Below are 23,818 nucleotides of genomic sequence, written 5' to 3' on the forward strand. Positions count from 1 at the left end.
CCTATCAAATCGGTGTCTGATCTAACGGATAAATGGAACAGCGGGCTCATCGTCCCAGGCATCATCCGTGAAATCTGGGCCGGAATATTCCGTCTCGCGAAGCGGGCGCGCATCCGGCTTGTCGCGCTTGACGGTGAATGCCGCCGCCACGGCTTTTATCGCCAGCGGCCGGTAATGAACGAGCAGATCAGGCTTTTGATCGTCATCCAGTTTACTCCAGAGCATGCCTGATCCCTTTTCGAGCGCGGCGCCAATGCCAATCTAACAATCTGCCAGACGGCTATGCCCTTCCTCCGATTGCCGATGCACAATCTATCACAGCCGCCAATCGCGATCTCACTTGATTTTTTCAGTTTCCAGGCTGTATGAACTTATTAAGTCGCCCGAGAAAGTTCAAATGGCTGTCGATACCGACATCTTTAGTGAATTGGACCAGTTCGATAGGAAGATCCTCGCCGAACTCGCCGAGGACGGCAGGCTGTCGATCACGGATCTCGCGGCGCGTGTCGGGCTTTCGAAGACGCCGTGCCAGATCCGCTTCAAACGGCTGATCAGCGACGGCTATATCGAAGGCTTCAAAGCCGTCCTCAATCCGTCGAAAATGCAGCTCGACCACATAGCCTTCGTCGAGGTGAAACTTTCCGATACCCGCGAGGATGCACTGAAAAGCTTCAACGACGCCATCAAGAAGATCAGGGAAGTCGAAGAATGCCACATGATCGCCGGCAGATTCGACTATCTCCTGAAGATCCGCACTCGCGACATCGGCCGCTATCGCCGCGTTCTCGGCGAGCGGATCTCGACACTGCCTCACGTTGCCAGCACCTCGACGAATGTCGCGATGGAGACGGTCAAGGAAAGCTGGGACAAGTTCGGCTCGAGTCTTTCGTGAATGTGAGGCAGTTCAGCCGCCTTTCGCTTTACGGCCGCGTGCGCTCGGCTTCGCCGGCACGCTTTTGCCGTACTCGCTCCACCATGCCGTCAAAGCTTCCATCGTGGGTCCGAGGCCCCGCGCTTTTTGCGTGATCTCATATTCGACGCGCGGAGGAACCTCAGCGAAGATGGTGCGGGATACCAGACCGTCCGCTTCGAGTTCGCGAAGTTGCGCCGTCAGCATGTGTTGGGTGATGCCAGGAATAGCCTTTCTCAATTCGCCGAACCGATAGATCCGCTGATTGAGCAGCCACATGATTTCCAGCTTCCATTTGCCGGAAAGCAGCGCGAAGGCTCGCCGCATCTCTTCATGCATGTTGACTTCTTCTTCGCCCATGGTCTGCTTTTCCATACTAACAGCAAGTAATTCATCCTACTTGCAAATATAAATATTAGACGACATTTCTCTGCATGCACAGAGGAGCGCAGAAAAAGCGCCTCTCAAAACAAACCGACAGACTCGACGAGAGGAATGTTGCTGCATGGGCAGCGACAGGGATGAACTCATGCCTGAATATTACGTGTACTGGATCAGCACGGCACTTCTGTCCGCGCTCTACCTCGTCTCCGCCACCATCTATGTCACCAAGCGAGACTGGGTTCTCCAGGTTCTGGCGGAACTCGGATACAAGGCTTCCTATCTCATTCCATTCATGATCGTCGTCAAGGTTCTCGGCCCGATCGCGATCCTTTCACGCGTCAGCATGCCGCTCAGCGATCTCGCCTATGCCGGCATCTTCTTCCACCTGCTGCTCTCGGGCCTCGCGCATATCGGCGTTCGAAAACCCGCCGGCGCCCTGCCCGCGGCAATCGGTCTGGCGCTGCTCGTCACCTCGTTCATGACGCAGAACGACGCCCGCATGGTTCCCTCCCCCTACGTTCAAGCCGCCATGCGCTGACGTCCGATAACCCCAACCCCAGGAGATAGAAATGGGTCGACTCAATGGAAAAGTTGCCATTGTCACGGGCGCAAGCCGCGGCATTGGCCGCGCCACCGCAAAGCTCTTTGCCGCCGAAGGCGCGAAGGTCGCAATTCTCTCGCGCACATCAGAAGGCGTCGAGCGTGTCGTCGCAGACATCGTCGAAGCGGGCGGTGCAGCACTCGGCGTCATCTGCGACGTCGGAGAGACCGACCGGATCACGGCCGCGGTGGACCAGGTTGTAGCCGCATACGGCCGCATCGACATTCTCGTGAACAATGCTTTCGATGGTTCCGCGGTCTTGTCTTCGGTTATCGACCTCTCGGTCGAGCAGTTGCAACGGAACTTCGACACCGGGCCGATAGCCTATCTGCGCTTCATGCAGGCTTGCTATCCTCACCTCAGGGAAAGCGGCGAAGGCCGGGTCATCAACTTCGGCTCGATGGCGGCCACCAGCGGGCTGGCTGGTTATGGTCCGTACAATATGGCCAAGGAGGCAGTGCGCACACTGACCCGCACGGCGGCACGCGAATGGGGCGCAGACAAGATCACCGTGAACAACGTCCTGCCGATCGCCGACACCTGGGGTGCTGCCGAAAAGCAGGTTCCTCCGCCAGCGAATGCACTCGCGCGTTTCGGCTCGCCGGAAGAGGACATTGCGCCGGTGGTGCTGTTCCTCGCCGGCAAGGATTCGCAGTTCATCACGGGCTACAGCCTTACTCCCGACGGCGGCGCCATCATCGACAGCGCTCGGTAGCAGCCGACGAAGGAGGGGCGCAGCGGATTGCGCCCTTCAAGCGCTATCGATGCCGGTAGCGGAAGGCTTCGACGAAGGCGGAGAAAGCAGGGGATGGATGGCGCCGGCTCGGGTAATAGAGATGATACCCTTGAAACGTTGGCGCCCAGTCTGCGAGCACTTCCTGCAGTTGACCGCTGTCAACATATTGCCGAACGAGATCCCGCGGCACATAGGATAGCCCCGCACCATCGAGAGCGGCATTGATCGCCGGTCCGATGTTGCTCATCACGAGTTGGCCCTCCACGCGAACGCTGAACTCGCGACCGTCCTTTTCGAACTCCCAGGCGTAGAGCGCGCCTGACGTAGGAAGCCGCAGGTTGACGCAATTGTGGTCGGTCAAGTCGTGCGGGGTCGAAGGCGCGGAGCGGCCCGCAAAATATCCCGGCGATCCCACGACGGCATAGGAGACGTCGGGACCAATGCGAACGGCCACCATGTCGCGCGCAATCGCTTCGCCGAGCCGTACGCCGGCATCGAACTGGCGTTCGACGATATTGGTGAAACCGTTGTCGATGATCAGTTCCACGGTGATATCAGGATAATCACGCAGAAATGCCGGCAGCCTTGGACGGAACATCAGGTCCACGGCATCGTCGGGACACACGATCCGAATATGACCCGAGGGTTTGTCGCGCAGTGCGCTGATGGCGCTGACCTCGGCTGCGATGCCTTCGAAATGAGGTTGAATGCTTTCCACGAGGCGCGCGCCGGCCGCCGTGGGCGCCACATCACGCGTCGTGCGGGAAAGAAGGCGGACGCCGAGCCGTGCTTCGAGCGCGCTGATCGTGTGGCTCAGCGCCGAGCGCGTGACGCCGAGTTTCGATGCGGCGCGCGTAAAACTCCGCTCGCGAGCCACCTCCAGAAACGCACGCATTTCGGTGAACTCGTCGCGCCGCATTGTTGAATCTCCTTCATCACGGCATTCAGATTATAGCTTCTAGTCGCGCAAAACCAGTCCGGCTATCTCTCTGGCAACGGACAGGAGACCATGCATGAGCATCGAGCTGACATTGAATGAGACCGCGCTCGGAGATGGCGCAGCGACCCGGTGGAGCGCGGTGACCTGTCTCTCGCTTCTGACTTTCCTTCTGGTCGGGCTGGAATTTCTCCCTGTGAGCCTGCTGACGCCGATCGCCGGGGATCTTTCGGTATCGGAAGGGCAGGCCGGACTGGCGATCACCGTGTCCGGCGCCTTCGCGGTTGCCACCAGCCTTTTCGGCAACGCAATCCTGACGAAGATCAACCGCAAGACCATCGTCTTGCTCTATACGGCGGTATTGGCTACTTCGAGCCTGGCGGTTGCGCTGGCACCCGAGTTCCTCGTCTTTCTCGTTGGACGATCCCTGGTCGGCGTTTCGATCGGCGGTTTCTGGTCGCTATCGACGGCTATTCTGGCACGCCTGGCTTCGAGCCGTGACCTGCCCAAGGCCATCGCCCTGCTTCAGGGCGGCACCGCATTCGCGCTCGTCCTTGCTGCGCCGCTCGGCAGTTTTCTCGGCGGATTGATCGGATGGCGCGCCACTTTCCTGATCACGGTGCCGATCGGAATTGCCGGGCTCGCGTGGCAACTGGTCGTCCTGCCGAGCATGCCCGCGACGGCTGCGGTTTCGGTGGCCAGAATATTCGGTTTGCTGCGCAATCGTCGATTCGCGATCGGGATGGCGGCGACCGGTCTCGCCTTCATCGGCCAAAACGCATTGTCTATCTACCTTCGCCCGTTCCTCGAAGGCGTCACGGGACTGGAATTGAATATTCTGTCCATGGTGCTTCTCGGCCTTGGCATCGGCGGCGTGGCCGGAACTTCCGTCATCGGCTTCGTCGCCCGCCGTCACCTCTTCCTCGTTCTCGTCGGATTGCCGGCTGCTCTTGCGATCCTTGCCCTGTTGCTGATCGCTCTCGGGCCGTTCGCCGCGGCGACCGCCTCTCTGCTCGTCATGTGGGGATTCTTCTCGACCCCGATTCCCGTCGCGTGGAACACCTGGATGGCAGCCATCGTCCCCGGCGAGCTGGAAGCTGCAGGGGGACTGCAAGTGGCGCTGATCCAATTCGCCATTGCAGGCGGCGCTTTCGCTGGCGGCATCCTGTTCGACACCGCGGGATGGTGGAGCACCTTCCTGCTGGCCGCCTGCCTTCTCGCAGGTTCCGCTGTCCTCGCCGCCCTGGCAGGCCGCCGAGCCTGAACCTTCCGAAACCTCAAAACAGGAGATCGTCATGTCTCAAGGAATCGAAAACAAAGTCGTCGTCATCACCGGCGCAAGCAGCGGGCTTGGCGAAGCCACGGCGCGTCACCTCGCCGAGCGCGGCGCCTCGGTCGTCCTCGGCGCGCGCAGAGCCGACCGCATCGCTCTACTGGCCGAGGAACTGATAGCCAAAGGCTACAAGGCCAAGGCAGTCCAGACCGACGTCACGGATCAGCATCAAGTCAAGACGCTTGTAGACACGGCCGTCGAAGAATTCGGTCGGATCGACGTGATACTGAACAATGCGGGACTGATGCCGCTTGCTCCGCTCGAGCGGCTCAAGCTCGATGAGTGGGATCGCATGATCGACGTGAACATCAAGGGTGTGCTCTACGGCATTGCAGCAGCACTGCCCCACATGAGGGCGCAGAAGTCGGGGCACATCATCAACGTATCCTCAGTCTACGGCCATGTGATCGATCCAGGCGCCACCGTTTACTGCGCCACAAAATTCGCCGTGCGCGCACTTTCGGAAGGGCTGCGGAAGGAAATGAAGCCATACAACATTCGCACCACGATCATCTCACCCGGCGCGGTCAGAACCGAGTTGCTTGAGCATATCAGCGAGAAAGACATCCAAGCCGGCACGCAAGAATTCGTCAGCAAGATCGCCATCGGCGCTGACACCTTCGCCAGAACGGTCGCTTTCGCGGTCAATGAGCCGGACGATGTCGATATCAATGAGATCCTGTTCCGGCCCACGGCTCAGCCGGTCTGATGCGACGCGCGATGTCGACCACATCCAGTTCAGGAGCCGGCGGACAATGTTGGGGCTAGCCCTGACGGCTGGCGCCATGCCTCGCCTCGCGACCGGACAGGAAGGCAGCCGCCCGGCGAGTCAGAAACCCACCGACGTCAGGATCAGGATAATTTCAGCAATCCGACCCTGACTGCAGCGCTTTATGACAATCCTTCTGCGCGGGATCTTGCATCCACGCTCCCTTTGGACCTCAAGATCGAGGATTCCGGCAAGAACGAGAAGATCGTCCATCTGCCGCGCAAGCTTATGGAAGAAGCCTTCAGCAACGAATAGCCAGGCGATCTTTGCTATTTCAAGGCATGGGGAACCTGGCCCTCTTCTACGGGGATTATCGCTAGGACGGACTGATCCGGCTCGGCCGCTTCGACAATGGTTTTAAGCCGCTGTTCGTAGGGGAGAATTTCCGGTGCGTATCGAACGGATCTGACAGCCCCCATGCCACGAGCGTTCCCCGACGGCTTGATCTGGTCTTGCTTTCGCACGAATGACACCATCTGATGCTGTGCGAGGTAGGATCGCTGAAGCCAGACGGATGTTCGGCGGACGAAATCGACAGTGAGGATCAGATGGATCAGGCGAGCAGCCAGCAAGCATCGACGAATGAACAGCGCGAAGCGCGCCGGCTGCAATATCTTCCCTGGGAACGCATTGCGGCGGATCTCGACCATCCCGCTCATCTCGCCCGCAAGGCGGAGCTTCGGCGATCATGCGGCGCTGAATTGTTCGACACGTCCTATATCGCTGAAAATGCCGCGATTTTCACCGAGAGCTTGGCGATCGGCGAGCGGTCCTGGATTGCGGGGCATGCGCTCGTTCGGGGCGATGTCATCCTCGGTGACGACTGCAGCATCAATCCCTATGCCTCTGTTTCCGGCAAGGTGACATGCGGCAATGGCGTGCGGATTGCCTCGCATGCGTCGATTGTCGGCTTCAATCACGGCTTCGACGATCCTGATCGACCCATCCACCGCCAGGGCGTCATCAGCCTCGGCATCGTGATTGGCGACGATGTCTGGGTCGGCGCCAATTGCGTGATCCTCGATGGCGTCACCATTGGAAATGGCGCGGTGATCGCCGCCGGGGCTGTGGTCACGCAGGACATTCCCGCCATGGCAATTGCCGGCGGCGTACCGGCAAGGGTGTTACGGAGCAGAGGCGCTGCTGCGAGGAAATTCGGCATAGCAGACGTCGAAGATCAATTGGTCAGGCTCGGTCAGAAGGCGCAGGAGCAATGGCCCGATATTCTTGCACGCTGGAAAACGCGTGAGGTCTATGAATCGTTGGAGGCGGACGGCGTCAGGAGACCGGCGATCCGGCATCTGTGCGATGCGATCGAGATCGCGGCCGGCTTCGGGCATCTGCCGCCCGGGCTCGATCCGTCGCGGACCTTCGAGCTTCTCCAAGGCCTTCAGGACCGGGAGACCGGGCTTTTCCCGGAAGAGCATTCGCGTGTGCATGGCCGGGCGTTACGGGAGGATCCGAAGGCACTCTACAATGTGCTTTCGGTCGGCTATGCGCTTGAACTGCTCGGCTCCGGGCCAGGGCACCCCATCCAGGCGGTGCAGCTCGGCGCTAAAGAGCTGGAGGAATGGCTGAGCGCCCTGCCCTGGTCGAGCCGGGCATGGCACGCCGGCAGCGGCGTCGATGCCATGGGAACTGCGATGTACTTCAATGCCAGGTATTTCGGCATCAGAGGCCCACGCCAGGCGCTTTTCGAGTGGCTGAGCCGCAATGCCGACACCGTCTCGGGGCTATGGGGCGAACCGACGGCGCTGGAAGGATGGCTGCAGCCGGTGAACGGTTTTTATCGCCTAACGCGCGGCAGCTACGCGCAGTTCGGTATTCCGCTTCCACATCCTCACGCTTCGCTCGAAACGGTTCACCTCAACTACCGCAATCACAAGGGCTTCGTCGGCGCGCAATACAATGCGTGCAACCTACTCGATACGATCCATCCGCTGCTGCTGATTGCCCGGCAGACCGATTACCGGCGGGCCGATGGCGAGGCGATCGCCCGCAATCTCATATCGAGGGCGCTCGATCGATGGAGGGATGGCGAGGGTTTTGCCTTCGCCGATGGCGGTGAATCGAGCTTGCAGGGAACGGAAATGTGGCTATCCGTCATTCACCTGGCGGCCGATTTCCTGGGCTTGGCGGATCAGTTCGCCTTCGTCCCGAAGGGCGTACATCGAACGGCGACAGTGGGACTGGGTTTGTAATTGGGGCTCTTGATCAACCGTGCAATGACGCCATCAGCCAGGCAGCGGCAAGATCCCGCGCATTGCTTCTTTTGCCTTTGTCGGGCACGATGACGTTGTAACGGCCTTCGGCGGCAAGCTCGCCACTGTCGACCTGCACCAGGGTTCCGTCCTCGAGAGAAGTACCCACCAGCATACGCCATCCCAATGCTACCCCCTGCCCTGCGCGTGTGGCGGCGATGGTTTCGGTATAATGGCTGAACCGAAGCGACGGCTTGACCTCGATATTGGCGCCGGTCAGCGAAACCCATTGGGCCCAGCTATGCCAGGACCGATCGAGAACGTCCGTTTCGATGAATTCGTCGGCCGAGCTTAGCGGACCATCTCCCCGACGCCTGAGATAATCCGGAGAGCAAACGGGGGAAATGACGTCGCCGCGCGAGGCGATGACGGTCCCATCGCTGAAAGGCGGCAGACCGTAGCGGATCGCCACATCGATCTCTCCGCCGTCGAGAGCAATCGGGCTGTCCTGCGATATCACCCGCACCAGAATACCGGGGTTGGCCCGGCGAAACTCGGCCAGCCGCGGTAGCAGCCAGAAGGAAGAGAATGCGACGGTTGCCCCGATCGTCACCACGTCCTGACTGCGCGACTGGAGCGCTTCCACACTCTCGGCGATATCGGCAAAACTCTTCGCCAGTGTCGCGCCAAGGCTGATGCACGCCGCCGTCGGTTCGATCGCCCGATGTTTACGCACGAATAGGGACTGGCCGAACTCTTCCTCCAGCGAGGCAATCTGCCTGCTGACCGCCGCCTGGGTGACGCCGAGTTCGGTCGCAGCCAGGGTGAAGCTTTTCCTGCGCAGCACTGCCTCCAGTGTCACCAGTGCGGTCAGCGATGGAAGCCGTCTTCGAAAGTGCATCTTGGAGACTTTTCACATGAGAAAAGATTATGCGAATGTGATTTTTTATGCGGTTGAAAGCCCCGCGCTGCAAGAGCAATTTGGCGAAACTCTCACATAAGAGGTTATTATGCTAAACAGGCTCCCATCCTCCATTTCGGCGCTGCTCGACTCCCGCTCTGATGGCCATTCCCTGCCGGCCGGCCTCTATGTCAGAGAAGATGTGTTCGAAGCAGACATCGACGTGTTCTTCCACAAGCACTGGATCTGTGTCGGCCTTGACTGCGACGTTCCCGAAGCCGGCGACGCCGCGGTGGTCGATATCGGCAAAACCAGTCTGATCCTCCTGCGCGACGACGACGGCGAAATTCGCGTCTTGCACAATGTCTGCCGCCATCGCGGCTCCCGTCTTCTCGATCCGGGCAAGACGATCGTTTCGAAGCTCGTCTGTCCCTATCACACCTGGACCTATGAGCTGACGGGCGAGCTCAGCTATGCCCCACATATGGGCAAGGATTTCGACAAGGACTGTCGCGGCCTGAAGCCGGTCACCTTCAAGTCGATCGGCGGGCTGATTTACGTCTGTCTGTCCGACAATCCGCCCGAGGACATTGCCGGCCTCGAACAGGCGATGGTCGAGCGCCTTGCTCCCTACGATATCCGCAATGCCAAGATCGCCCACCAGACCGACGTCATCGAGGACGGCAACTGGAAGCTGACGATAGAGAACAATCGCGAGTGCTATCACTGTTCCGCCAACCACCCGGAACTCTGCGTCTCCTTCGTCGATCTCGACTTCGGCTTCGACCCCGAAACGCTTAGCCCTGAAGATCGTGAGCAGGCCGAAGAACATTTCCGGCTGTACGAGGAGCGCACGCAGGCATGGGAAGCCGACGGTTTCCCCTCGGCTGCCGTCGAGCAGCTTTCCGACTGCGCCACCAACTTCCGCACACAGCGGCTGATCATATCGGGTGCGGGCGAATCCCAGACCCACGACGCCACCGCCGCATCCTCCAAGCTCCTCGGGCAGATGACCCGCAAGGATCTCGGCGACACACATCTCTGGGGTCATAACAGCTGGAACCACTTCATGGGCGACCATGCTGTGGTCGCAACGGTTATCCCGCTCTCGGCCGGCAAGACCCTGGTGAGAACCAAGTGGCTGGTGCACAAGGACGCCGTCGAAGGGGTCGATTACGACCTCGACAAGCTGACGGATGTCTGGGTCGCAACGACGGATCAGGACGCCGATCTCGTCGCCCGTTCCCATGCCGGCGCTCTCGATCCCGCCTATCAGCCAGGCCCCTATTCCCGCTTTTCCGAGACGAACCTCGACAAGTTCGCCAACTGGTACATCGACCGGATGCGCGCTCATGGATACTAGGACCCCGCAAGTGCTGCTCGCAAAGGTCGCCCGTCACGACGTCTGGAATCCCGAGGAAGACGATGCGCTCGTCTGCCTCGACGTCCAGCAGGAGACCCATGATGTCAAGACCTTCACCTTCGCATCTCCTGACGGGAAGCGCTTCGCCTTCAAGGCCGGACAATATTTCCTGTTCGACCTTGAGCAGAATGGAGAGGCTGAAAGCCGGTGCTACAGCATCTCCTCTTCGCCGCATCGCACGAACGCCTTCTCCGTGACGGTGAAGCGCGTTCCGGGCGGCAAGGTCTCCAACTGGCTGCACGACACCCTGGTACCGGGCGCATCCGTCAAGGCGAACGGCCCGCTTGGCCATTTCATCCGGCCTGAGACGTCGAAGCCGAAACTTCTGCTGCTCTCCGGCGGCTCCGGCATCACCCCTGTCATGTCGATTCTGCGTGAACTCGCCGATAGCTGCGAACCCGCCGATGTCGTCTTCATGCACGCCGCGCGCACACCGCAGGATCTGATCTTCCGCGACGAGCTCGCCTGCATCGCCCGTAGATTGAAGGGCCTTCGGCTGCACTTCCTCCCGGAAACCGTCGTGGGCGCGGCGTCCTGGCCGGGTCTCACCGGCCGAATTTCGGCGGACTATGTCAGGCTTGCGGTTCCCGATATCGCGGAACGGACGGTGATGTGCTGCGGCCCCGCCCCGTTCATGGCGGCAGCGCGCAGCATTGCCGCCGATCTCGGCGTCCCTGCCTCGCGCTATCTGGAGGAAAGCTTCGACGCCGCGGTCATCGACGAACCCGAGATCCCCGCGATCCAAGAAGCGACCGCCAAGGTCTTTCAGGTCACTTTCTCGAAGCAGGCCCGCAATATCGAGGTAACAGGCGACCAGAGCGTGCTCTCCTGCGCCAAGAAGTCGGGTGTCAGGCTTCCATCCTCCTGCGCCAACGGCGTCTGCGGCACCTGCAAGTCGAAGCTGACATCAGGCACCGTCGACATGAACCACAATGGCGGCATCCGCCAGAGGGAAATCGACGCCGGCTTTTTCCTGCCCTGCTGCTCGAAGCCGCTCAGCGATCTCGTCATCGAGCGCTGAACACTGAGCCAGGGGAACGTCACTCACCGACTGATCATGGCCAAGGGAGCGGCTGACAGTTTCCCGTGGGAAGAGATCTGAAGTACGTTCAGTGCACTCTCGAAGCCGCTGCGCGATGCTGCGACGGGGTCTGCCCGAAGGTGCGCTTGAACGTTCGTGTGAACTGCGAGGCGTTTTCGAAGCCGACATCAAGCGCGATCTCGATCAGCGGCGCCTTCGACTGGACGAGGATCGATTTTGCCCGCTCCATGCGAACCCGATTATAGGCCTTGGCAGGAGACATTCCCGTCTTGTCGAGGAAGATTCGTTCCAACTGCCGCCGTGACAGGCCAACCATGGCGGCAAGCTTCTGGATCGATATGCTGCCGTCGACGAATTGCTCCATGGTAATCATCGCCGCCTTGACGCGGGCGTCGTCATAGTCGTCGTACAGCGGACGTCGGGGCTGTATATCCGCCGTCGTCCGGGCCTTCTCAATCTGAAGGACTTCAAGCGCATTTCGCTCGGCATCGCGGCTGATATATTTCCTGACCAGCAACGCCGCCATGTCGGCAGCGCTGCTGCCCCCGGCGCACGATCCACGCTGGCGATCGAGATTGAAGAGCCGGTCGGACCGAACGCCGAGGTCGGGAAACCGCTCGCGAAACTCCTTATAATGCAGCCAGCTCACGCAGGACTCATGCCGCTTCATCAGGCCTGCCGCCGCAAGAATGAACGAACCCGTGCACACGCCGATCAACGGCACCTTCTTGGCATCCGCCTGCCGAAGAAAGGTGATGGTCTGCTGGTCGACAGGGTTCTCCACCGTCAGAAGACCGCCGACGACCACGATGTAATTGAAATTCGTCGGATCGACGAAATCGGACGTCGGAGCGACCTGGACGCCGCAGCTCGAGTTTATCAGGTGCCGCGTGCTGCCGATCACCTGCCAGTCTGCAAGGACCCTTCCGGAACGATCCTGCTCGTCGCTGGCAAGCCGCAGCGTGTCGATGAAGAGCGCGAAGGCCGACAGTGTGAACGATCGCGCCAGAACGAACCCGACCTTGAGCCGGGCGGGTTTCGCGGCGCCGTCTGCCTGCCGATGCTGCTCCGGTCGCATAGTCATCTCCTTGCCGCCCTTGAGCGCGCTTATCGAATCTGAAAACCGTGCGCCAGGGGGTCACGATCGTCAACGAAAATGGTGTTGTGCCCGATGACGCGGGCCCAGCCGCCGATGCTCGGAAGAATGCCGCGATAAGATCCGATACTTGCCTCGGCTTCAACCCGGCCCTCGAAAACGGTTCCGATCAGGCTTTCATGACGGTAACTCGACCCGACCGACAGCCGCCCCTTACCATAGAGTTGGGCCATGCGCGCCGAAGTGCCGGTGCCGCCTGGTGACCGGTCGATCGCTTTCTCACCGTAGAAGACCGCGCAGCGCCCATCGGAATGGTCGTTCACAGGGTGGTCACACCAGATCGCGTGATGCACGCCGGAAATCCTGGCATCGTCGGGATGAACGGGATCGCAGAGATCGGCAAGCGCTGTTCTGAGCTTCTGGCTGCAGCCGACGATATCGGATGCCGTCATGCCGTCGAGCCCGCTCCAGTTCTCTTGCGGTTCAATGACGGCATAATAGTTGCCGCCGTAGGATATATCGACCCGCAGACGCCCCATATCAGGCACATCGACTTCGACATCGGCCTGGTGGAGATAGCTCGCGACATTGTGGAGACGAACGGAATCGACATATCCGCCCTTCTCCTCATAGGTGACGTCCACCCTGCCGGCAGGCGTTTCGATGGCGACCCTTCCGGCCTGGCGCGGCTTGATCAGTCCCTCCTCGATCGCAGCGGTCACGGTGCCGATGGTGCCAGCGCCGCACATCGGCAGGCAACCGCTCACCTCGATGAAAAGAACGGCGAAATCGCAGTCCTCCCGGTAGGCCGGGTAGATGATCGAGCCCGACATGATGTCATGTCCCCTCGGCTCGAACATCAGCGCCCTGCGCACCCAGTCGTGGTCACGGACGAAGATCTCCCGGCGCTCACCCATGGGCACGTGCGGAAGCAGCGGACCGCCGCCGGCGACGAGACGGACCGGATTGCCGCAGGTGTGCGCGTCGACGCAGAAGAAGCTGTTTCTCATCTTGTCATGTCCTTACTCATCTCGCCTTCGGCAGCCTGTCGCGGTCGAGCAGACTGCGGGATACCCGGTCGAGCAGCAGGGCGACTGCGACGATCGCCAGGCCTGCTCTCAAGCCAAGGCCCATCTCCATGCGCGTCAGGCCGCGCGTCACCTCAGCGCCGAGGCCGCCTGCGCCGACCAGGCCGGCCAATACGACCATCGCCAGCGACAGAAGAATGCATTGGTTGAGCCCGACCAGCAGCGTTTGCTTGGCCAAGGGGATTTCAATCTTCCAGAGGATCGAGCGCGGCGGCGCGCCGATGGCGCTGCCGAGTTCGATGAAGACCTTCGGCACCTGATTGAAGGCCAGCGTCGTCAGGCGGAGCATCGGCGGAATCCCATAGACGATGGTGGCGATGATTGCCGGCACCCGTCCGAGGCTGAAGATCATCACCGCTGGAATGAGGTAGACCCATGGCGGTACGGTCTGCATGACGTCGAGAACCGGGCGGACCACCGCCTCCAATGTCTTGTAACGTGAGCACAGGACGCCGATCGGGAAGGCGATGAGCACGGAGATCAGGACGGCGACAGTCACCAGCGAAAGGGTCTGCATCGATGCCGTCCACAGCCCGACTAGCAGGCAGAAGCCAAGGCAAAGGCCTGCCAGGATTGCCGCGCGAACGTTGACGACGAAAAATGCGAGGAGGACGACGATCGCAATCAGCGCATAGGGCGGCACGAAAAGCAATGCCGCCTCGAACCCGGAAAGCACCGCTTCGACCACGGAACTGATGGCCGCAAACAGCGGATGAAGGTTGGTGTTGAGCCAATCGACCGATGGCGCCAGGAAAGCGCCGGGCGAAAACTGAAAGGTTGACGGGTTCATGACTTCCTCCCTGCTCCCAGCCGAGCGGCGCTCTGGGTTATTCGGTCAAGCACCATAGTCAGTACCACGATGGCGATCGCTCCGTTGATGGAGGTGGCGATGTCGAGTGTCCTGATCGCGCCGTAGATCGTCTCTCCGAGCCCGCCGGAACCAACGATGCCGGCGATGACGACCATGCCGAAGGCCATCATCAGGCTTTGATTGATGCCTGCCATGATGCTCGGCAACGCAAAGGGAAGGCGGATCTTGAAAAACATTTTTGCCGGCGTGGTCCCAAGCGCCTCGCCAAGCTCGATGAACTCCTTGGGAGTCATGCGGATACCGAGCGAGGTCAGCCGGATTGCCGGCGGCACGGCGACGATCACGGTGGCGATCAGCGCTGTGGCCGGTCCGTAGCCGAGCAGAGCGATCGCCGGCAGCAGGTAGATATAGGGCGGAAGCGTCTGGATGAGATCGAGGCCGGGCTCCATGAAACGATCGAGCGCCGTGAAAAAGCCGGCGGCGATGCCGATCGGGATGCCGATCGCCAAGGCGATCGCGGTCGCAGTCAGGACCAGAGCCAGGGTGCTCATCGTCTGCGGCCAGAGCCCCATCGAAAAACAAAGCGCCAACGCGACGCAGCTCAAGAGGCCGAACCAGAGATTGACCACCCGCCAGCCGATGAGCGCAACGACCAGGGCGATCACGTAGAATGGCGGAAGCTGCAGGAGCCAGAGGATGCCATCATAAAGCCCTTCGAGAACCTGTCTGATATAGTCGAAGAGGGTTTCCCCGTTGTCGCTCACCCATTCGAGCGCGGAGTCCGTCCACTCGTCGAAGAAATCGGTGAAGGCTGAACTATCCATGTCAATCACCTCCAATTGGGGTCACGCCGCCGTGAGATCGTGGGCGGAGGTCCCCTTGACGCCCATCAGCAGGCTGCGCGGCGTGACCACGCCGACGACCTGATCGTTGTCGACGACGGCGATGGCGTCGCGCTCCGACTGCATCGTCAAAGAGATAAGCTCGTCGATATCGGCATCCGGCGTCGTGCGTACCAGCGATGCGATGTCGAAGTTCGGAGCGCTCTGCTGGAATTCGGCGACACTGCGCATGACGGAATGCGCCTTGATCAGATGAAGGCGGGATATGCCGGCGACGAATTCGGCGACATAGGCGTCGGCAGGATTGAGGATGATGTCCTCGGCCGTCCCGGTCTGGATGATGACGCCGTCCTTCATGATCGCAATGCGGTCGCCGATGCGGATCGCCTCGTCGAGATCATGGGTGATGAAGACGGCGGACTTGCCCAGATCCTTGGTCAACTGACGGAATTCATCCTGAAGCTGGCGCCGGATCAGGGGATCGAGCGCGCTGAACGGCTCGTCCATCAGAATGATCTCGGGGTCGGAGGCGAGCGCGCGGGCAAGCCCGACGCGTTGCTGCATGCCGCCGGAAAGTTCGTTGGGGTATCGGCTCACCCAGTCGGCGAGACCGACCTTCTCGAGGGCGGCAGCGGCAGTCCTGTTTCGCTCCGGCTTGGCAATTCCCTGGACTTCGAGGCCGAAGGCCGCGTTTTCGAGCACCGTCCGGTGCGGCAGCAGCGCGACGCTCTGAAAAACCATGCCGATATTCCTAGCGCGCATCTGCCTGAGATCGACGGGCGACAAGGAGGCGAGATCGCGTCCCTTGACGAGAACCTTGCCGGAGCTCGGCGTAATCAGCTTGTTGAGAAGACGAATGAGCGTCGATTTTCCGCTTCCCGACAACCCCATGATGCAGAAGATTTCGCCCCGCCGGACCTCGATGCTCGCATCGGAAACGCCGACGACGCAATTGAATTCCTTGAGGACTTCTGTCTTGCCGAGGCCGCGCTCCTTGATCGATTTCATCGCCGCAGCGGATTTGCCTCCGAAGACTTTCCAGAGGGATTTGCAGTCGATCAGGACATCCTCGGCATCGATATTGGCGGTTTTCATAGCGATCCCCTTTGAGCCAATGGCGCTGGCTTCTTCATTAGGCGTCAGGTTGGCCGCCCGACGGATCGGACGGCCATGATGCGACTACTTCTTCTTGATGTTTTCCCAGCGCTTGATCAGGTCCGCATGGCTGCCGATCCAATCCTGCACGGCCTGGTCCATGGTCTTGCCGTCCTTGACTTCACCGTTGATGGTGGTGATGTCGGCGATCGGCACGTAGACGCTGGCCATGACTTCGCGGGCATGCGGGTTCTCTTCGGAGAAGCCCTTATGGCCGATCCAGTAGTAGCTCTGCGGCGGCGGGAACACGCCCTTCGGGTCCTTGAGGTACTTGACCTCGTACTTCTGGACCATCCACGACGGCTCCCAGATCGTGACCGCAATCCACTCCTTGCGATCATAGGCGGATTTCAGGGCCGCCGTCATCGCGGCCGTGCTGCCCTCGACGAGCTGGAGCTTGAGGCCGTAATCCTTGACCGCATTCGCCGTATCGCGCATCAGGCCAGCACCCGGCTCGATGCCGATAATCTTGCCGCCAAATTTGTCGGCATTTTCATTGAGCTGTTCAAGCGAGTCGATCGGAACATATTTCGGAACGGCGACGCCCTGATAGAGGCCGTGCGAAACCGGTGAAATCTTCTCGAGACGGTTCTTGTTCTTGTCCCAGTAATCCTGCGCGACGTAGTCTGTCTGTGAGGTGAGAGCCTGGATATCGCCCTTGGCAAGAGCGGCATAGGCGATGCCCCATTCGGAGAACTCGGTCACCTTGACGGTGTAACCGGCATCTTCGAGAACCTTCTTGGTAATGCCTGTGATCGGGGTCAGGTCTTCCCACGACATCGTGCCCAGATTGATCGTCTTTTCCTCAGCGCGAGCAGGAAGGATGCTGATCCCTATTACCGCAGCGGCGCAAAGCGCCTTCCACAAAATCTTCATTGTTCTTACTCCTGGTTTTCGTTCCCGTACTCATCGAAGTCTGCGGGCGGCAGTCTTCATATTGCGCGGGCCGAGGGATCATCCCTCGCGGCCTGCACGCAATTCCTGAAAGCGGATGACCGAGTTGACGCCGAGCCACGCGATGGGCTCGGGCGGCAGCCTGGCCGGCTCCGGCTGGTTCTTGTATTTCTCAAGCTCGGGGCTGGCGGCGCCGGTCGCGAGATCGGCGGCCATCATGCCGGCAAAGGTGCTCTTGACGGTGCCGAGGCCATTCTCGCAGCAGGCCGAAAAAAGCCCTTCCTCGACCTCGCCGAATGCCGGCACATGATTTCTGGAGAGGCAGAGCGCGCCCGCCCAGCTATATTCCATCGGCAGGCGCTCCATCCCCGGAAAACGGGCATCGAACGACCGGCGCTGTTCGGCGGCGATTCCCGCAACGCGCTTTTCCGACACTTTCAGGCTCAGGTCATAGGTGAACCTCGTCCTGACGACGATCCTCGAAAGCCCATCCTTAGTGATCTTGCGCACCGTCGCGCCCATCGGGTCGGCCGGCAGCAGCGCCCAACGATCCACACCGGTGACATCGCCTGCGAATTCGTTCTGCGAAAAGGCCGAGGTCATCGACGCGTAGGTGAAGATGTGCATCAGCCGGCCGCGGAAATGGCCAAAGCTTTGAATATGGCCGTTGACGCCGAGAATGACCTTGGGCGCCGAAACGGAGCCGCGGGCGGTCTTCGCCTTCCAGGTCTTGCCTTCGCGCGAAAGCTCCAGCACCGGCGAGTGCTCGTGGATGGCAACCCTCAAATAGAGCCCGCGCGCCAGGCCTCTGATATAATCGGCCGGCTGGATCATCACCGCGCCCGGCGTGTAGAGGCCGCCGCGATAATAGTGCGAGCCGGTCATCTCCCGCATCTGGTCCGCATCGAGAACGCGATGCTCCTCGCCGATCTTCTCAAGCGACTTCCTATAATTGTCGTTGAGCCCCATGCCCCGGTCGGAGGCCGCCGCATTCACCTTGCCCGAGGGGTCGAAGGTTTCCCGGGACAGGCCGTATTCGGCCGCGACGTCGGCTGCGAAGGAAATCGCCAGGCGGTTCTGCCCGATCTCGTTCTTGGTCGCCTCTTCATCGGCCACCGAATACTCGCCCGAGGACAGGTTGTGCGGCACGTCGATCATGAAACCGGAATTCCGCCCAGCCGGACCCTTGGCAAGTTCGCGCGCCTCCAGGACGACGATCTTGTCCTCAGGCCGCGATTGCGAGAGGCGGCGCGCTGCCGACAGGCCGGCAAATCCGCCGCCGATGATCAGCCAGTCGGCGGTAACGTCGTGTTCAAGCGCCGTTACGGGAAAGGCGCGTTCGCTGGTCGCCTCCCATCCCGAAACGCCGGTGTCAGTCGGCAGGTGCTTGATCACATGGCGGCTCATCGGATCGTCTCGTCGACGGAGCGCTCCGAAATGTCGATCCAGATGGTCTTGAGTTCGCAGTAATTGTCATGGGCGAAGACCGACTTGTCGCGCCCGCCGAAGCCGGACTCCTTGTAGCCGCCGAACGGCGTGGTGGCATCGCCCTCGCCGAAGCAGTTGACGGTGATCAGGCCGGCCCGGATGTCGCGGGTCAGCCGGATCGCATTGCGCAGGCTGCCCGTATAGACGGATGCCGTCAGGCCGTAATTGGTGTCGTTGGCCAAAGCGGTCGCCTCGGCCAGGGTGTCGAACGTCGTAACCGATAGGATCGGCCCGAAGATCTCCTCCTGGAACAGGCGGCTGGCCGGCGTCACGCCCTCGACCAACGTCGGCTCGATGAAGATGCCGTTATAGGTTTCACCGCCTTGGGTGACGGACAGCTTCTCCATCTTGGCATCGTCGAGGAAGGATTTCACCTTCTCGAAATGCGCTTTGCTGACCAGCGCGCCGATGCGGTTTTCGGGATCGAGCGGGTCGCCCGTCTTCCATTCGCGCATATAGGCGCCGATACGCTTCAGCAACTCGTCCTTGATCTTGGAGTGAACGATGAGACGCGACGTGGCCGAGCAATTCTCGCCCATGTTCCAGAAGGCGCCGTTGACGACCTGCTCGGCAACGAGATCCAGGTCCTCGGCATCGTCGAGAACGACCGCAGGGTTCTTGCCGCCGCATTCGAGCACGACCTTCTTGAGATTTGAGTCCGCTGCATAACGCAGGAAGCGGCGGCCGGTCGGCGTCGAGCCGGTGAAGGCCACCATATCGACATCCATGTGTAGGCCGATCGGTTCGCCGACCTCCCCGCCTGAACCGGTGACGACGTTGAACACACCAGCCGGAATGCCGGCTTCATGGGCAAGCTCGGCGACACGCAGCGTGGTCAGCGTCGTTTCCTGCGCCGGCTTGACGATGACCGAGCAGCCGGCGGCAAGCGCCGGGCCGATCTTCCAGGCCAGCATAAGCAGCGGGAAATTCCACGGCAGCACGCATCCGACGACGCCGATGGGTTCGCGCACGATCATCGTCAGCGCGTTGGCACCGACCGGAGCGGTGTTGTCATAGAGCTTGTCGATCAATTCCGCATGCCAGCGGATCGTATGAATGGTATCGGGAATATCGACCGTCTGGCATTCGCGCACCGGTTTGCCGCTATCGAGGCTTTCCAGGACGGCAAACTCGTGCCTGTTCTGCTCCATGAGCTTGGCGAGCTTCAGCAGCACTTCCTTCCGCTCGCCCGGCGAGCGCAGCCGCCAGCGTCCATCGTCGAACGCTTGCCTCGCCTTCGCAACGGCGAAGTCGACGTCGCTGGAATCACAGGCGGCGATTTCGCCAAGGACCTCGCCCGTCGCAGGGTTCGTGGAGGTGAAGGTCTTGCCGGAGTTTGCCGGACGAAACGCGCCGTCGATGAAGGCATTCGTCGGAAACTGAAGCTCGGCGGCGATCGCCTTGTATTCAGCGGCGGTCAAGGGTTCATGCATGATTGGCTCCCGACGTGATCTGGGCGACCGTGCGCTTCAATGTGGCGACGACGGTCTCAAGAGTTCTTTTCTCTTCGGAGTTCAGTCCACGCAGCGGCGCCCGCACCGGGCCGGCTTTGAGGCCGATGATTTCGCAGCCGTGTTTGATCGACTGGACGAACTTGCCGCATTCAAGGAAATCCATCAGCGGCAGCATTGCCGTCATGATCGCCCGGCCCTTGTCGAAGTTCTTTTCGAGGACGCAGGCCTCATAGAGAGCGACATGCTCGCGCGGGAGGAAGTTGGAGCCGGCGCAGACCCAGCTCTTCGCACCCCATGCGAAGAATTCGAGCGCCTGATCGTCCCAGCCGCAGGACAGCGCGATATGCGGAAACTTCCGCGCGAGCCGATGAAGATTGCCCATATCGCCGGAGCTTTCCTTGATGGCGATGACGTTCTTCGATTTGCCGACGCGGGAGAAATACTCCTCGCCCATCACCACGCCCATGCGGGCCGGATAGTTGTAGAGCATGATCGGCAGGTTGGCGGCGCGATCGACGGTCAGCGCATGGACGGCGTTTTCGCGTTCGGTCGGCAACGCGTAGGGCGGCGACGATACCAGGATCGCATCCGCGCCGATTTCCTTCGCCGCCTTGGCATATTCGACCGAATCTTCGGTGCGTGTGGCGCCGGTACCGATGATGAGCGGCAGCCGCGTGCCGATCACTTCCTTCGCATAGGCCGCGAGTTCGGAACGCTCCTGACTGCTCTGGGCGTAGTATTCGCCCGTCGAACCGCCGACGATGATACCGTGCACACCCGCCTCGATCAGCGACTCGATCACGGCGGCAAATCCGGCCCGGTCGATCTGTCCATCTTGATCGAGCGGCGTCACGGCCGGCGTATAGATCCCCTCAAACTTCACGGTGCCTTCTCCAATAATTGCGTGGCCGGAGCGCCGAGGAAGGCGTCCGCTTTCAGGCCTTGCGGAGCGATGAACATCTCCATGTTCTCGCGGGACAATTCCCAGTGTTCGAAAACGAGATCGACGACGGCATTCTCGTCGTGAGCGCCGAGCGCTGCGATGAAGCCGTCATGGTGGTCGACCGCCACCTGCAGCCGGCGCTTCATGTCCTCGTTCCTCGGCCGGAAAAACGTGTGGCCGATGCGCGCGTGATCGATGAGCAGCCGGCCGAGGCTCGGCTGCAGATAGACGTTGCCCGACATCTCGCCGAAGATCTCGTGAAAGCGATTGTTCTCCAGCACCATGGCCAGAGCGTCCGTGTCCTCGCTGGCGGCGCGAAAGCGCTCCTGGGTCTGCTTCAAGTCGACAAGCTGGGTGGGCTTGAAGTTCTGCACGGCGAGACGGCCGATCGCTGCATAGATCATCGGCGCAACGAGAAAGAAATTGCGCAGTGTGGAGTGGTTCATCGGGATGACCCGCGCACCCCTATTCTCGCGGATGTCGATATAGCCCTCGCCCGCCAGGCGGCGGAATATGTCGCGGACCGGCGTCCGGGAGAGCCCATATTTTTCGCTCAGACTGGCCTCGTCCAGATCGGCATCCGGGTCCAGCTCCATCGTCAGAATCCGGCGTTTCAGATCCTCGTAGAGATTGCTCTTGGGTGTCCTCGCCATCGTCGATCTCCAGCCATTATTGCCCTACGCCATGACGATGGCACGGCTCTCAGAAGGAGTCAAATTATTGTGTACTTTGCGTACACAATAATTATTCCTAAGATACACAATATCGCGAAGGCACACGAAGCCGTTGCCGGTCAGGCGTCATTTCAATTCCGAGGTGAGAGATTGCCTTGCGACCGATACGCGGATTTGGCCGAAACTGCGTGCAATTCCTTCTGGAAACCTGCGTCGGCCGTCTGGGAGTTCTTCTTGGCGGGTTGTCAGCGCCTTCGGCGCGTCAACGCCAATCATCGGGCGTCGAAAGCCGGCCGCGGCACGGCTGCACGCCGCCATCTGCGCTGATGGCGGCGGTTTTATTAGGACCGCCTAGGCCAGCGTCCCCATTAGAGCAATTCCAGCAAAAATGTGAAGCGGTTTTGCGTCCGGAATTGCGTAAAAACAAAGAGATAGAGCATTTCCGTGATTCGAGGAAAAACGGAAATGCTCTAGATCACGAGGCGAGGACGCCGCTCTTCTTGGCGGTCCAGGTTGCGATATAGTCCATCAGGCCGGGATTGAGACAATCATACGGCTCGAGGCTCGACGCCTTCAACTGCGCTCTGACGGCGTCCATCTTTGCGGGATCGAAACCGCTTTCGATGATCGACGACACGAAGGCGGCGAAGCCGGGCTTTGCCCAGCCGCTTTCCTGAAAGCGCTCCGGATGGATGAAGGACAATCCCTGGAACGCATGTTCACGCTCGACCGGCCCGTACAGATGCACCCCGCATTGCTTGCAGGCATGCCGCTGGATCAGGGCCGCGGCATCGACGACGGCGAGCTTGTCGCCGTTCTCGAGCACTTCGACATTCTCGGTCGGTGCAACCGCCACCACCGAAAAGACGGCGCCCTCGGGCTTCCAGCACTTGGTGCAGCCGCAGGCGTGATTATGGGCGATATCGCCCTTGATCCTGACCTTGACGGGATTGCTCGTGCACTTGCACACCAGCGTCCCGCCTGTAAAGGCAGCGTCAGTCGCCTGAAAACCCGAATCCACTGCCGGATGAATAGCTATCCTCATTGCTTTTCTCCTTCCCTCCCTGGCCGTTTGCATTATGCCCGGCCGAGCCCTTGCAAACTAATGTCCCAACCTCTGAGCGTGCCAGCGCAGATGGTCTTCCATGAATGTCGAAATGAAAGAGTAGGAGTGGCCGTAACCTTCCTGCATGCGCAGCTTGAGCGGAATGCCCGCCGCTTCGCAGGCCTGTCTGAGCTCATCGGGACGCAGGCCGTCCTCCAGGAAGCTATCGGTTGTTCCCTGGTCAACGAAGAGTTCCGGGAACCGGTGCCCGTCTTCAATCAACGAGCAAGCGTCATAGGCCCGCCAAGTCGTCTCATCCGGCCCGAGATATTTCCGCAAGGCCGGTTTCGACCAGCCGGAGACCGATGGATGACTGATCGGCGCGAAGGCCGAGCAGCTTAAGAAGCTGTCCGGGTTCTTGAGCGCGATGGTGATCGCGCCATGTCCCCCCATCGAATGGCCGAAGATGCCCTGGCGATCCATGTCGGCAGGGAATTCGGCTGCAATAAGGTTCGGCAACTCGTCGACAATGTAGCTGTACATGCGATAATTCGCCGAATAGGGCGGCTGGGTGGCATCGACGTAAAAGCCCGCGCCCTTACCGAACTGCCAATTGTCGGGTTCATCGGGAACGTCGTCACCGCGAGGGCTGGTATCGGGGCAGACGATGATCAGTCCGAGCTCTGCCGCAAGCCGCCGATACTCGCCCTTGTCCATAACATTGGCATGCGTGCACGTCAGGCCGGACAGATACCATAGAACCGGGCAGTCGCCCTTTGCCGCCTGCGGCGGCACGAAGACCGCAAAGGTCATGTCGCAGTCGCAGGCCTCGGAGCGATTGACATAGACGCCCTGAGTGCCGCCGTGTGACTTCTCTGTCGAGATGGTTTTCATGGCTTAATATACGACCACGCCACGAATGCTCTTGCCCGAATGCATCAGCTCGAAACCCTTGTTGATGTCGTCGAGCGGCATCGTGTGGGTGATCATCGGGTCGATCTGGATCTTGCCCTGCATGTACCAGTCGACGATCTTCGGCACGTCGGTACGCCCACGCGCGCCGCCGAAGGCGGTGCCCATCCAGTTGCGGC

Annotated in this window: 24 protein-coding genes and 2 pseudogenes; 9 read left to right on the forward strand and 17 right to left on the reverse strand. The window is 60.6% G+C overall.

Annotated elements, in window-relative coordinates; all coding sequences use genetic code 11:
• Window positions 1-21: 21 nt before the first annotated feature.
• Complete coding sequence (locus tag GR197_RS05030; protein ID WP_164007171.1) at window positions 22-225, reverse strand: hypothetical protein; 204 nt, start codon at window positions 223-225, stop codon at window positions 22-24.
• Between the two features lie 172 nt (window positions 226-397).
• Between GR197_RS05030 and GR197_RS05035 the strand changes: the two genes are divergently transcribed.
• Window positions 398-892, forward strand: coding sequence for an Lrp/AsnC family transcriptional regulator (locus tag GR197_RS05035; RefSeq protein WP_164007173.1), 495 nt, complete (start codon window positions 398-400; stop codon window positions 890-892).
• Window positions 893-904: 12 nt separating this feature from the next.
• Here the strand turns inward: GR197_RS05035 and GR197_RS05040 are convergent, their stop codons facing one another.
• A complete protein-coding gene (locus GR197_RS05040; protein ID WP_164007175.1) occupies window positions 905-1,285 on the reverse strand; it encodes a winged helix-turn-helix transcriptional regulator in 381 nt (126 codons plus the stop codon).
• A gap of 154 nt (window positions 1,286-1,439) precedes the next feature.
• Between GR197_RS05040 and GR197_RS05045 the strand changes: the two genes are divergently transcribed.
• On the forward strand, window positions 1,440-1,832 hold the full coding sequence (locus GR197_RS05045) for a DoxX family protein (RefSeq protein ID WP_164007255.1): 393 nt from the start codon (window positions 1,440-1,442) through the stop codon (window positions 1,830-1,832).
• A 31-nt stretch (window positions 1,833-1,863) separates the two neighbouring features.
• Window positions 1,864-2,610, forward strand: coding sequence for an SDR family NAD(P)-dependent oxidoreductase (locus GR197_RS05050; RefSeq protein WP_164007178.1), 747 nt, complete (start codon window positions 1,864-1,866; stop codon window positions 2,608-2,610).
• A gap of 43 nt (window positions 2,611-2,653) precedes the next feature.
• Here GR197_RS05050 and GR197_RS05055 read toward each other — a convergent pair whose 3' ends face one another.
• A complete protein-coding gene (locus tag GR197_RS05055; RefSeq protein WP_164007179.1) occupies window positions 2,654-3,550 on the reverse strand; it encodes a LysR family transcriptional regulator in 897 nt (298 codons plus the stop codon).
• Between the two features lie 94 nt (window positions 3,551-3,644).
• On the opposite strand from GR197_RS05055, the gene GR197_RS05060 reads away from it, so the two are divergent.
• The 4 genes and pseudogenes from GR197_RS05060 (at window position 3,645) to GR197_RS05075 (ending at window position 7,871) form a co-directional block, all read left to right on the forward strand.
• Window positions 3,645-4,832, forward strand: coding sequence for an MFS transporter (locus tag GR197_RS05060; RefSeq protein ID WP_164007181.1), 1,188 nt, complete (start codon window positions 3,645-3,647; stop codon window positions 4,830-4,832).
• A gap of 31 nt (window positions 4,833-4,863) precedes the next feature.
• Window positions 4,864-5,610, forward strand: a complete 747-nt coding sequence (locus tag GR197_RS05065) for an SDR family oxidoreductase (protein WP_164007183.1) — start codon at window positions 4,864-4,866, stop codon at window positions 5,608-5,610.
• A 46-nt stretch (window positions 5,611-5,656) separates the two neighbouring features.
• Window positions 5,657-6,079: pseudogene (locus GR197_RS05070) on the forward strand (cyclophilin-like fold protein).
• 139 nt (window positions 6,080-6,218) lie between these two features.
• Entirely contained in the window at window positions 6,219-7,871 is a 1,653-nt protein-coding gene (locus GR197_RS05075; RefSeq protein ID WP_164007186.1) for an acyltransferase, read from the forward strand.
• Window positions 7,872-7,884: 13 nt separating this feature from the next.
• On the opposite strand, the gene GR197_RS05080 is transcribed toward GR197_RS05075, so the two are convergent.
• The gene (locus GR197_RS05080; protein ID WP_164007188.1) at window positions 7,885-8,772 is read right to left on the reverse strand and encodes a LysR substrate-binding domain-containing protein; all 888 of its coding nucleotides are present in this window, start codon (window positions 8,770-8,772) and stop codon (window positions 7,885-7,887) included.
• A 109-nt stretch (window positions 8,773-8,881) separates the two neighbouring features.
• On the opposite strand from GR197_RS05080, the gene GR197_RS05085 reads away from it, so the two are divergent.
• Window positions 8,882-10,135, forward strand: a complete 1,254-nt coding sequence (locus GR197_RS05085) for an aromatic ring-hydroxylating oxygenase subunit alpha (RefSeq protein WP_164007190.1) — start codon at window positions 8,882-8,884, stop codon at window positions 10,133-10,135.
• Window positions 10,125-11,216: an FAD-binding oxidoreductase gene (locus GR197_RS05090; RefSeq protein ID WP_164007193.1), complete on the forward strand. Its 1,092-nt coding sequence runs from the start codon at window positions 10,125-10,127 to the stop codon at window positions 11,214-11,216. The genes GR197_RS05085 and GR197_RS05090 overlap by 11 nt, the downstream gene beginning before the upstream one ends.
• Window positions 11,217-11,304: 88 nt before the next feature.
• Here GR197_RS05090 and GR197_RS05095 read toward each other — a convergent pair whose 3' ends face one another.
• The 13 genes and pseudogenes from GR197_RS05095 to GR197_RS05155 all read right to left on the reverse strand — a co-directional run.
• Window positions 11,305-12,315: a GlxA family transcriptional regulator gene (locus GR197_RS05095; RefSeq protein WP_164007195.1), complete on the reverse strand. Its 1,011-nt coding sequence runs from the start codon at window positions 12,313-12,315 to the stop codon at window positions 11,305-11,307.
• 29 nt (window positions 12,316-12,344) lie between these two features.
• Entirely contained in the window at window positions 12,345-13,343 is a 999-nt protein-coding gene (locus GR197_RS05100) for a 4-hydroxyproline epimerase (RefSeq protein WP_164007197.1), read from the reverse strand.
• A 16-nt stretch (window positions 13,344-13,359) separates the two neighbouring features.
• A complete protein-coding gene (locus GR197_RS05105; RefSeq protein ID WP_164007199.1) occupies window positions 13,360-14,211 on the reverse strand; it encodes an ABC transporter permease in 852 nt (283 codons plus the stop codon).
• Window positions 14,208-15,056, reverse strand: a complete 849-nt coding sequence (locus GR197_RS05110) for an ABC transporter permease (RefSeq protein WP_164007201.1) — start codon at window positions 15,054-15,056, stop codon at window positions 14,208-14,210. The genes GR197_RS05105 and GR197_RS05110 overlap by 4 nt, the downstream gene beginning before the upstream one ends.
• 21 nt (window positions 15,057-15,077) lie before the next feature.
• Window positions 15,078-16,169: a quaternary amine ABC transporter ATP-binding protein gene (locus GR197_RS05115; RefSeq protein WP_164007203.1), complete on the reverse strand. Its 1,092-nt coding sequence runs from the start codon at window positions 16,167-16,169 to the stop codon at window positions 15,078-15,080.
• 84 nt (window positions 16,170-16,253) lie between these two features.
• Window positions 16,254-17,105: a glycine betaine ABC transporter substrate-binding protein gene (locus GR197_RS05120; RefSeq protein WP_164007205.1), complete on the reverse strand. Its 852-nt coding sequence runs from the start codon at window positions 17,103-17,105 to the stop codon at window positions 16,254-16,256.
• 78 nt (window positions 17,106-17,183) lie between these two features.
• Complete coding sequence (locus tag GR197_RS05125; RefSeq protein WP_164007207.1) at window positions 17,184-18,530, reverse strand: NAD(P)/FAD-dependent oxidoreductase; 1,347 nt, start codon at window positions 18,528-18,530, stop codon at window positions 17,184-17,186.
• Window positions 18,527-20,044 (reverse strand): aldehyde dehydrogenase, encoded by a 1,518-nt coding sequence (locus GR197_RS05130; protein WP_164007209.1) that lies wholly within the window; start codon window positions 20,042-20,044, stop codon window positions 18,527-18,529. The genes GR197_RS05125 and GR197_RS05130 overlap by 4 nt, the downstream gene beginning before the upstream one ends.
• Complete coding sequence (locus tag GR197_RS05135; RefSeq protein WP_164007221.1) at window positions 20,037-20,948, reverse strand: dihydrodipicolinate synthase family protein; 912 nt, start codon at window positions 20,946-20,948, stop codon at window positions 20,037-20,039. The genes GR197_RS05130 and GR197_RS05135 overlap by 8 nt, the downstream gene beginning before the upstream one ends.
• Window positions 20,945-21,661, reverse strand: coding sequence for a GntR family transcriptional regulator (locus GR197_RS05140; RefSeq protein WP_164007223.1), 717 nt, complete (start codon window positions 21,659-21,661; stop codon window positions 20,945-20,947). The genes GR197_RS05135 and GR197_RS05140 overlap by 4 nt, the downstream gene beginning before the upstream one ends.
• A 496-nt stretch (window positions 21,662-22,157) precedes the next feature.
• Window positions 22,158-22,727 carry an S-(hydroxymethyl)glutathione synthase gene (gfa, locus tag GR197_RS05145; protein WP_164007225.1) on the reverse strand — a complete coding sequence of 190 codons (570 nt, stop codon included), beginning with the start codon at window positions 22,725-22,727 and terminating at the stop codon, window positions 22,158-22,160.
• Window positions 22,728-22,784: 57 nt separating this feature from the next.
• Window positions 22,785-23,621: an S-formylglutathione hydrolase gene (fghA, locus tag GR197_RS05150; RefSeq protein ID WP_164007226.1), complete on the reverse strand. Its 837-nt coding sequence runs from the start codon at window positions 23,619-23,621 to the stop codon at window positions 22,785-22,787.
• Between the two features lie 3 nt (window positions 23,622-23,624).
• Window positions 23,625-23,818, reverse strand: a pseudogene (locus GR197_RS05155) (S-(hydroxymethyl)glutathione dehydrogenase); the annotation flags it as partial.

Origin of the sequence: Rhizobium phaseoli (assembly GCF_010668805.1) — a bacterium.
GTDB classification, from domain to species: Bacteria; Pseudomonadota; Alphaproteobacteria; order Rhizobiales; family Rhizobiaceae; genus Rhizobium; species Rhizobium phaseoli_A.

What these genes read in the sequence shown, in the direction of transcription:
- GR197_RS05050 (WP_164007178.1), top strand. Translation starts at nt 1,864, where the DNA reads ATGGGTCGACTCAATGGAAAAGTTGCCATTGTCACGGGCGCAAGCCGC.
- GR197_RS05115 (WP_164007203.1), bottom strand. Translation starts at nt 16,169, where the DNA reads ATGAAAACCGCCAATATCGATGCCGAGGATGTCCTGATCGACTGCAAA.
- GR197_RS05125 (WP_164007207.1), bottom strand. Translation starts at nt 18,530, where the DNA reads ATGAGCCGCCATGTGATCAAGCACCTGCCGACTGACACCGGCGTTTCG.
- GR197_RS05030 (WP_164007171.1), bottom strand. Translation starts at nt 225, where the DNA reads ATGCTCTGGAGTAAACTGGATGACGATCAAAAGCCTGATCTGCTCGTT.
- fghA (WP_164007226.1), bottom strand. Translation starts at nt 23,621, where the DNA reads ATGAAAACCATCTCGACAGAGAAGTCACACGGCGGCACTCAGGGCGTC.
- GR197_RS05055 (WP_164007179.1), bottom strand. Translation starts at nt 3,550, where the DNA reads ATGCGGCGCGACGAGTTCACCGAAATGCGTGCGTTTCTGGAGGTGGCT.
- GR197_RS05105 (WP_164007199.1), bottom strand. Translation starts at nt 14,211, where the DNA reads ATGAACCCGTCAACCTTTCAGTTTTCGCCCGGCGCTTTCCTGGCGCCA.
- GR197_RS05035 (WP_164007173.1), top strand. Translation starts at nt 398, where the DNA reads ATGGCTGTCGATACCGACATCTTTAGTGAATTGGACCAGTTCGATAGG.
- GR197_RS05045 (WP_164007255.1), top strand. Translation starts at nt 1,440, where the DNA reads ATGCCTGAATATTACGTGTACTGGATCAGCACGGCACTTCTGTCCGCG.
- gfa (WP_164007225.1), bottom strand. Translation starts at nt 22,727, where the DNA reads ATGAGGATAGCTATTCATCCGGCAGTGGATTCGGGTTTTCAGGCGACT.
- GR197_RS05130 (WP_164007209.1), bottom strand. Translation starts at nt 20,044, where the DNA reads ATGCATGAACCCTTGACCGCCGCTGAATACAAGGCGATCGCCGCCGAG.
- GR197_RS05140 (WP_164007223.1), bottom strand. Translation starts at nt 21,661, where the DNA reads ATGGCGAGGACACCCAAGAGCAATCTCTACGAGGATCTGAAACGCCGG.
- GR197_RS05075 (WP_164007186.1), top strand. Translation starts at nt 6,219, where the DNA reads ATGGATCAGGCGAGCAGCCAGCAAGCATCGACGAATGAACAGCGCGAA.
- GR197_RS05060 (WP_164007181.1), top strand. Translation starts at nt 3,645, where the DNA reads ATGAGCATCGAGCTGACATTGAATGAGACCGCGCTCGGAGATGGCGCA.
- GR197_RS05040 (WP_164007175.1), bottom strand. Translation starts at nt 1,285, where the DNA reads ATGGAAAAGCAGACCATGGGCGAAGAAGAAGTCAACATGCATGAAGAG.
- GR197_RS05100 (WP_164007197.1), bottom strand. Translation starts at nt 13,343, where the DNA reads ATGAGAAACAGCTTCTTCTGCGTCGACGCGCACACCTGCGGCAATCCG.
- GR197_RS05110 (WP_164007201.1), bottom strand. Translation starts at nt 15,056, where the DNA reads ATGGATAGTTCAGCCTTCACCGATTTCTTCGACGAGTGGACGGACTCC.
- GR197_RS05080 (WP_164007188.1), bottom strand. Translation starts at nt 8,772, where the DNA reads ATGCACTTTCGAAGACGGCTTCCATCGCTGACCGCACTGGTGACACTG.
- GR197_RS05095 (WP_164007195.1), bottom strand. Translation starts at nt 12,315, where the DNA reads ATGCGACCGGAGCAGCATCGGCAGGCAGACGGCGCCGCGAAACCCGCC.
- GR197_RS05090 (WP_164007193.1), top strand. Translation starts at nt 10,125, where the DNA reads ATGGATACTAGGACCCCGCAAGTGCTGCTCGCAAAGGTCGCCCGTCAC.
- GR197_RS05085 (WP_164007190.1), top strand. Translation starts at nt 8,882, where the DNA reads ATGCTAAACAGGCTCCCATCCTCCATTTCGGCGCTGCTCGACTCCCGC.
- GR197_RS05065 (WP_164007183.1), top strand. Translation starts at nt 4,864, where the DNA reads ATGTCTCAAGGAATCGAAAACAAAGTCGTCGTCATCACCGGCGCAAGC.
- GR197_RS05120 (WP_164007205.1), bottom strand. Translation starts at nt 17,105, where the DNA reads ATGAAGATTTTGTGGAAGGCGCTTTGCGCCGCTGCGGTAATAGGGATC.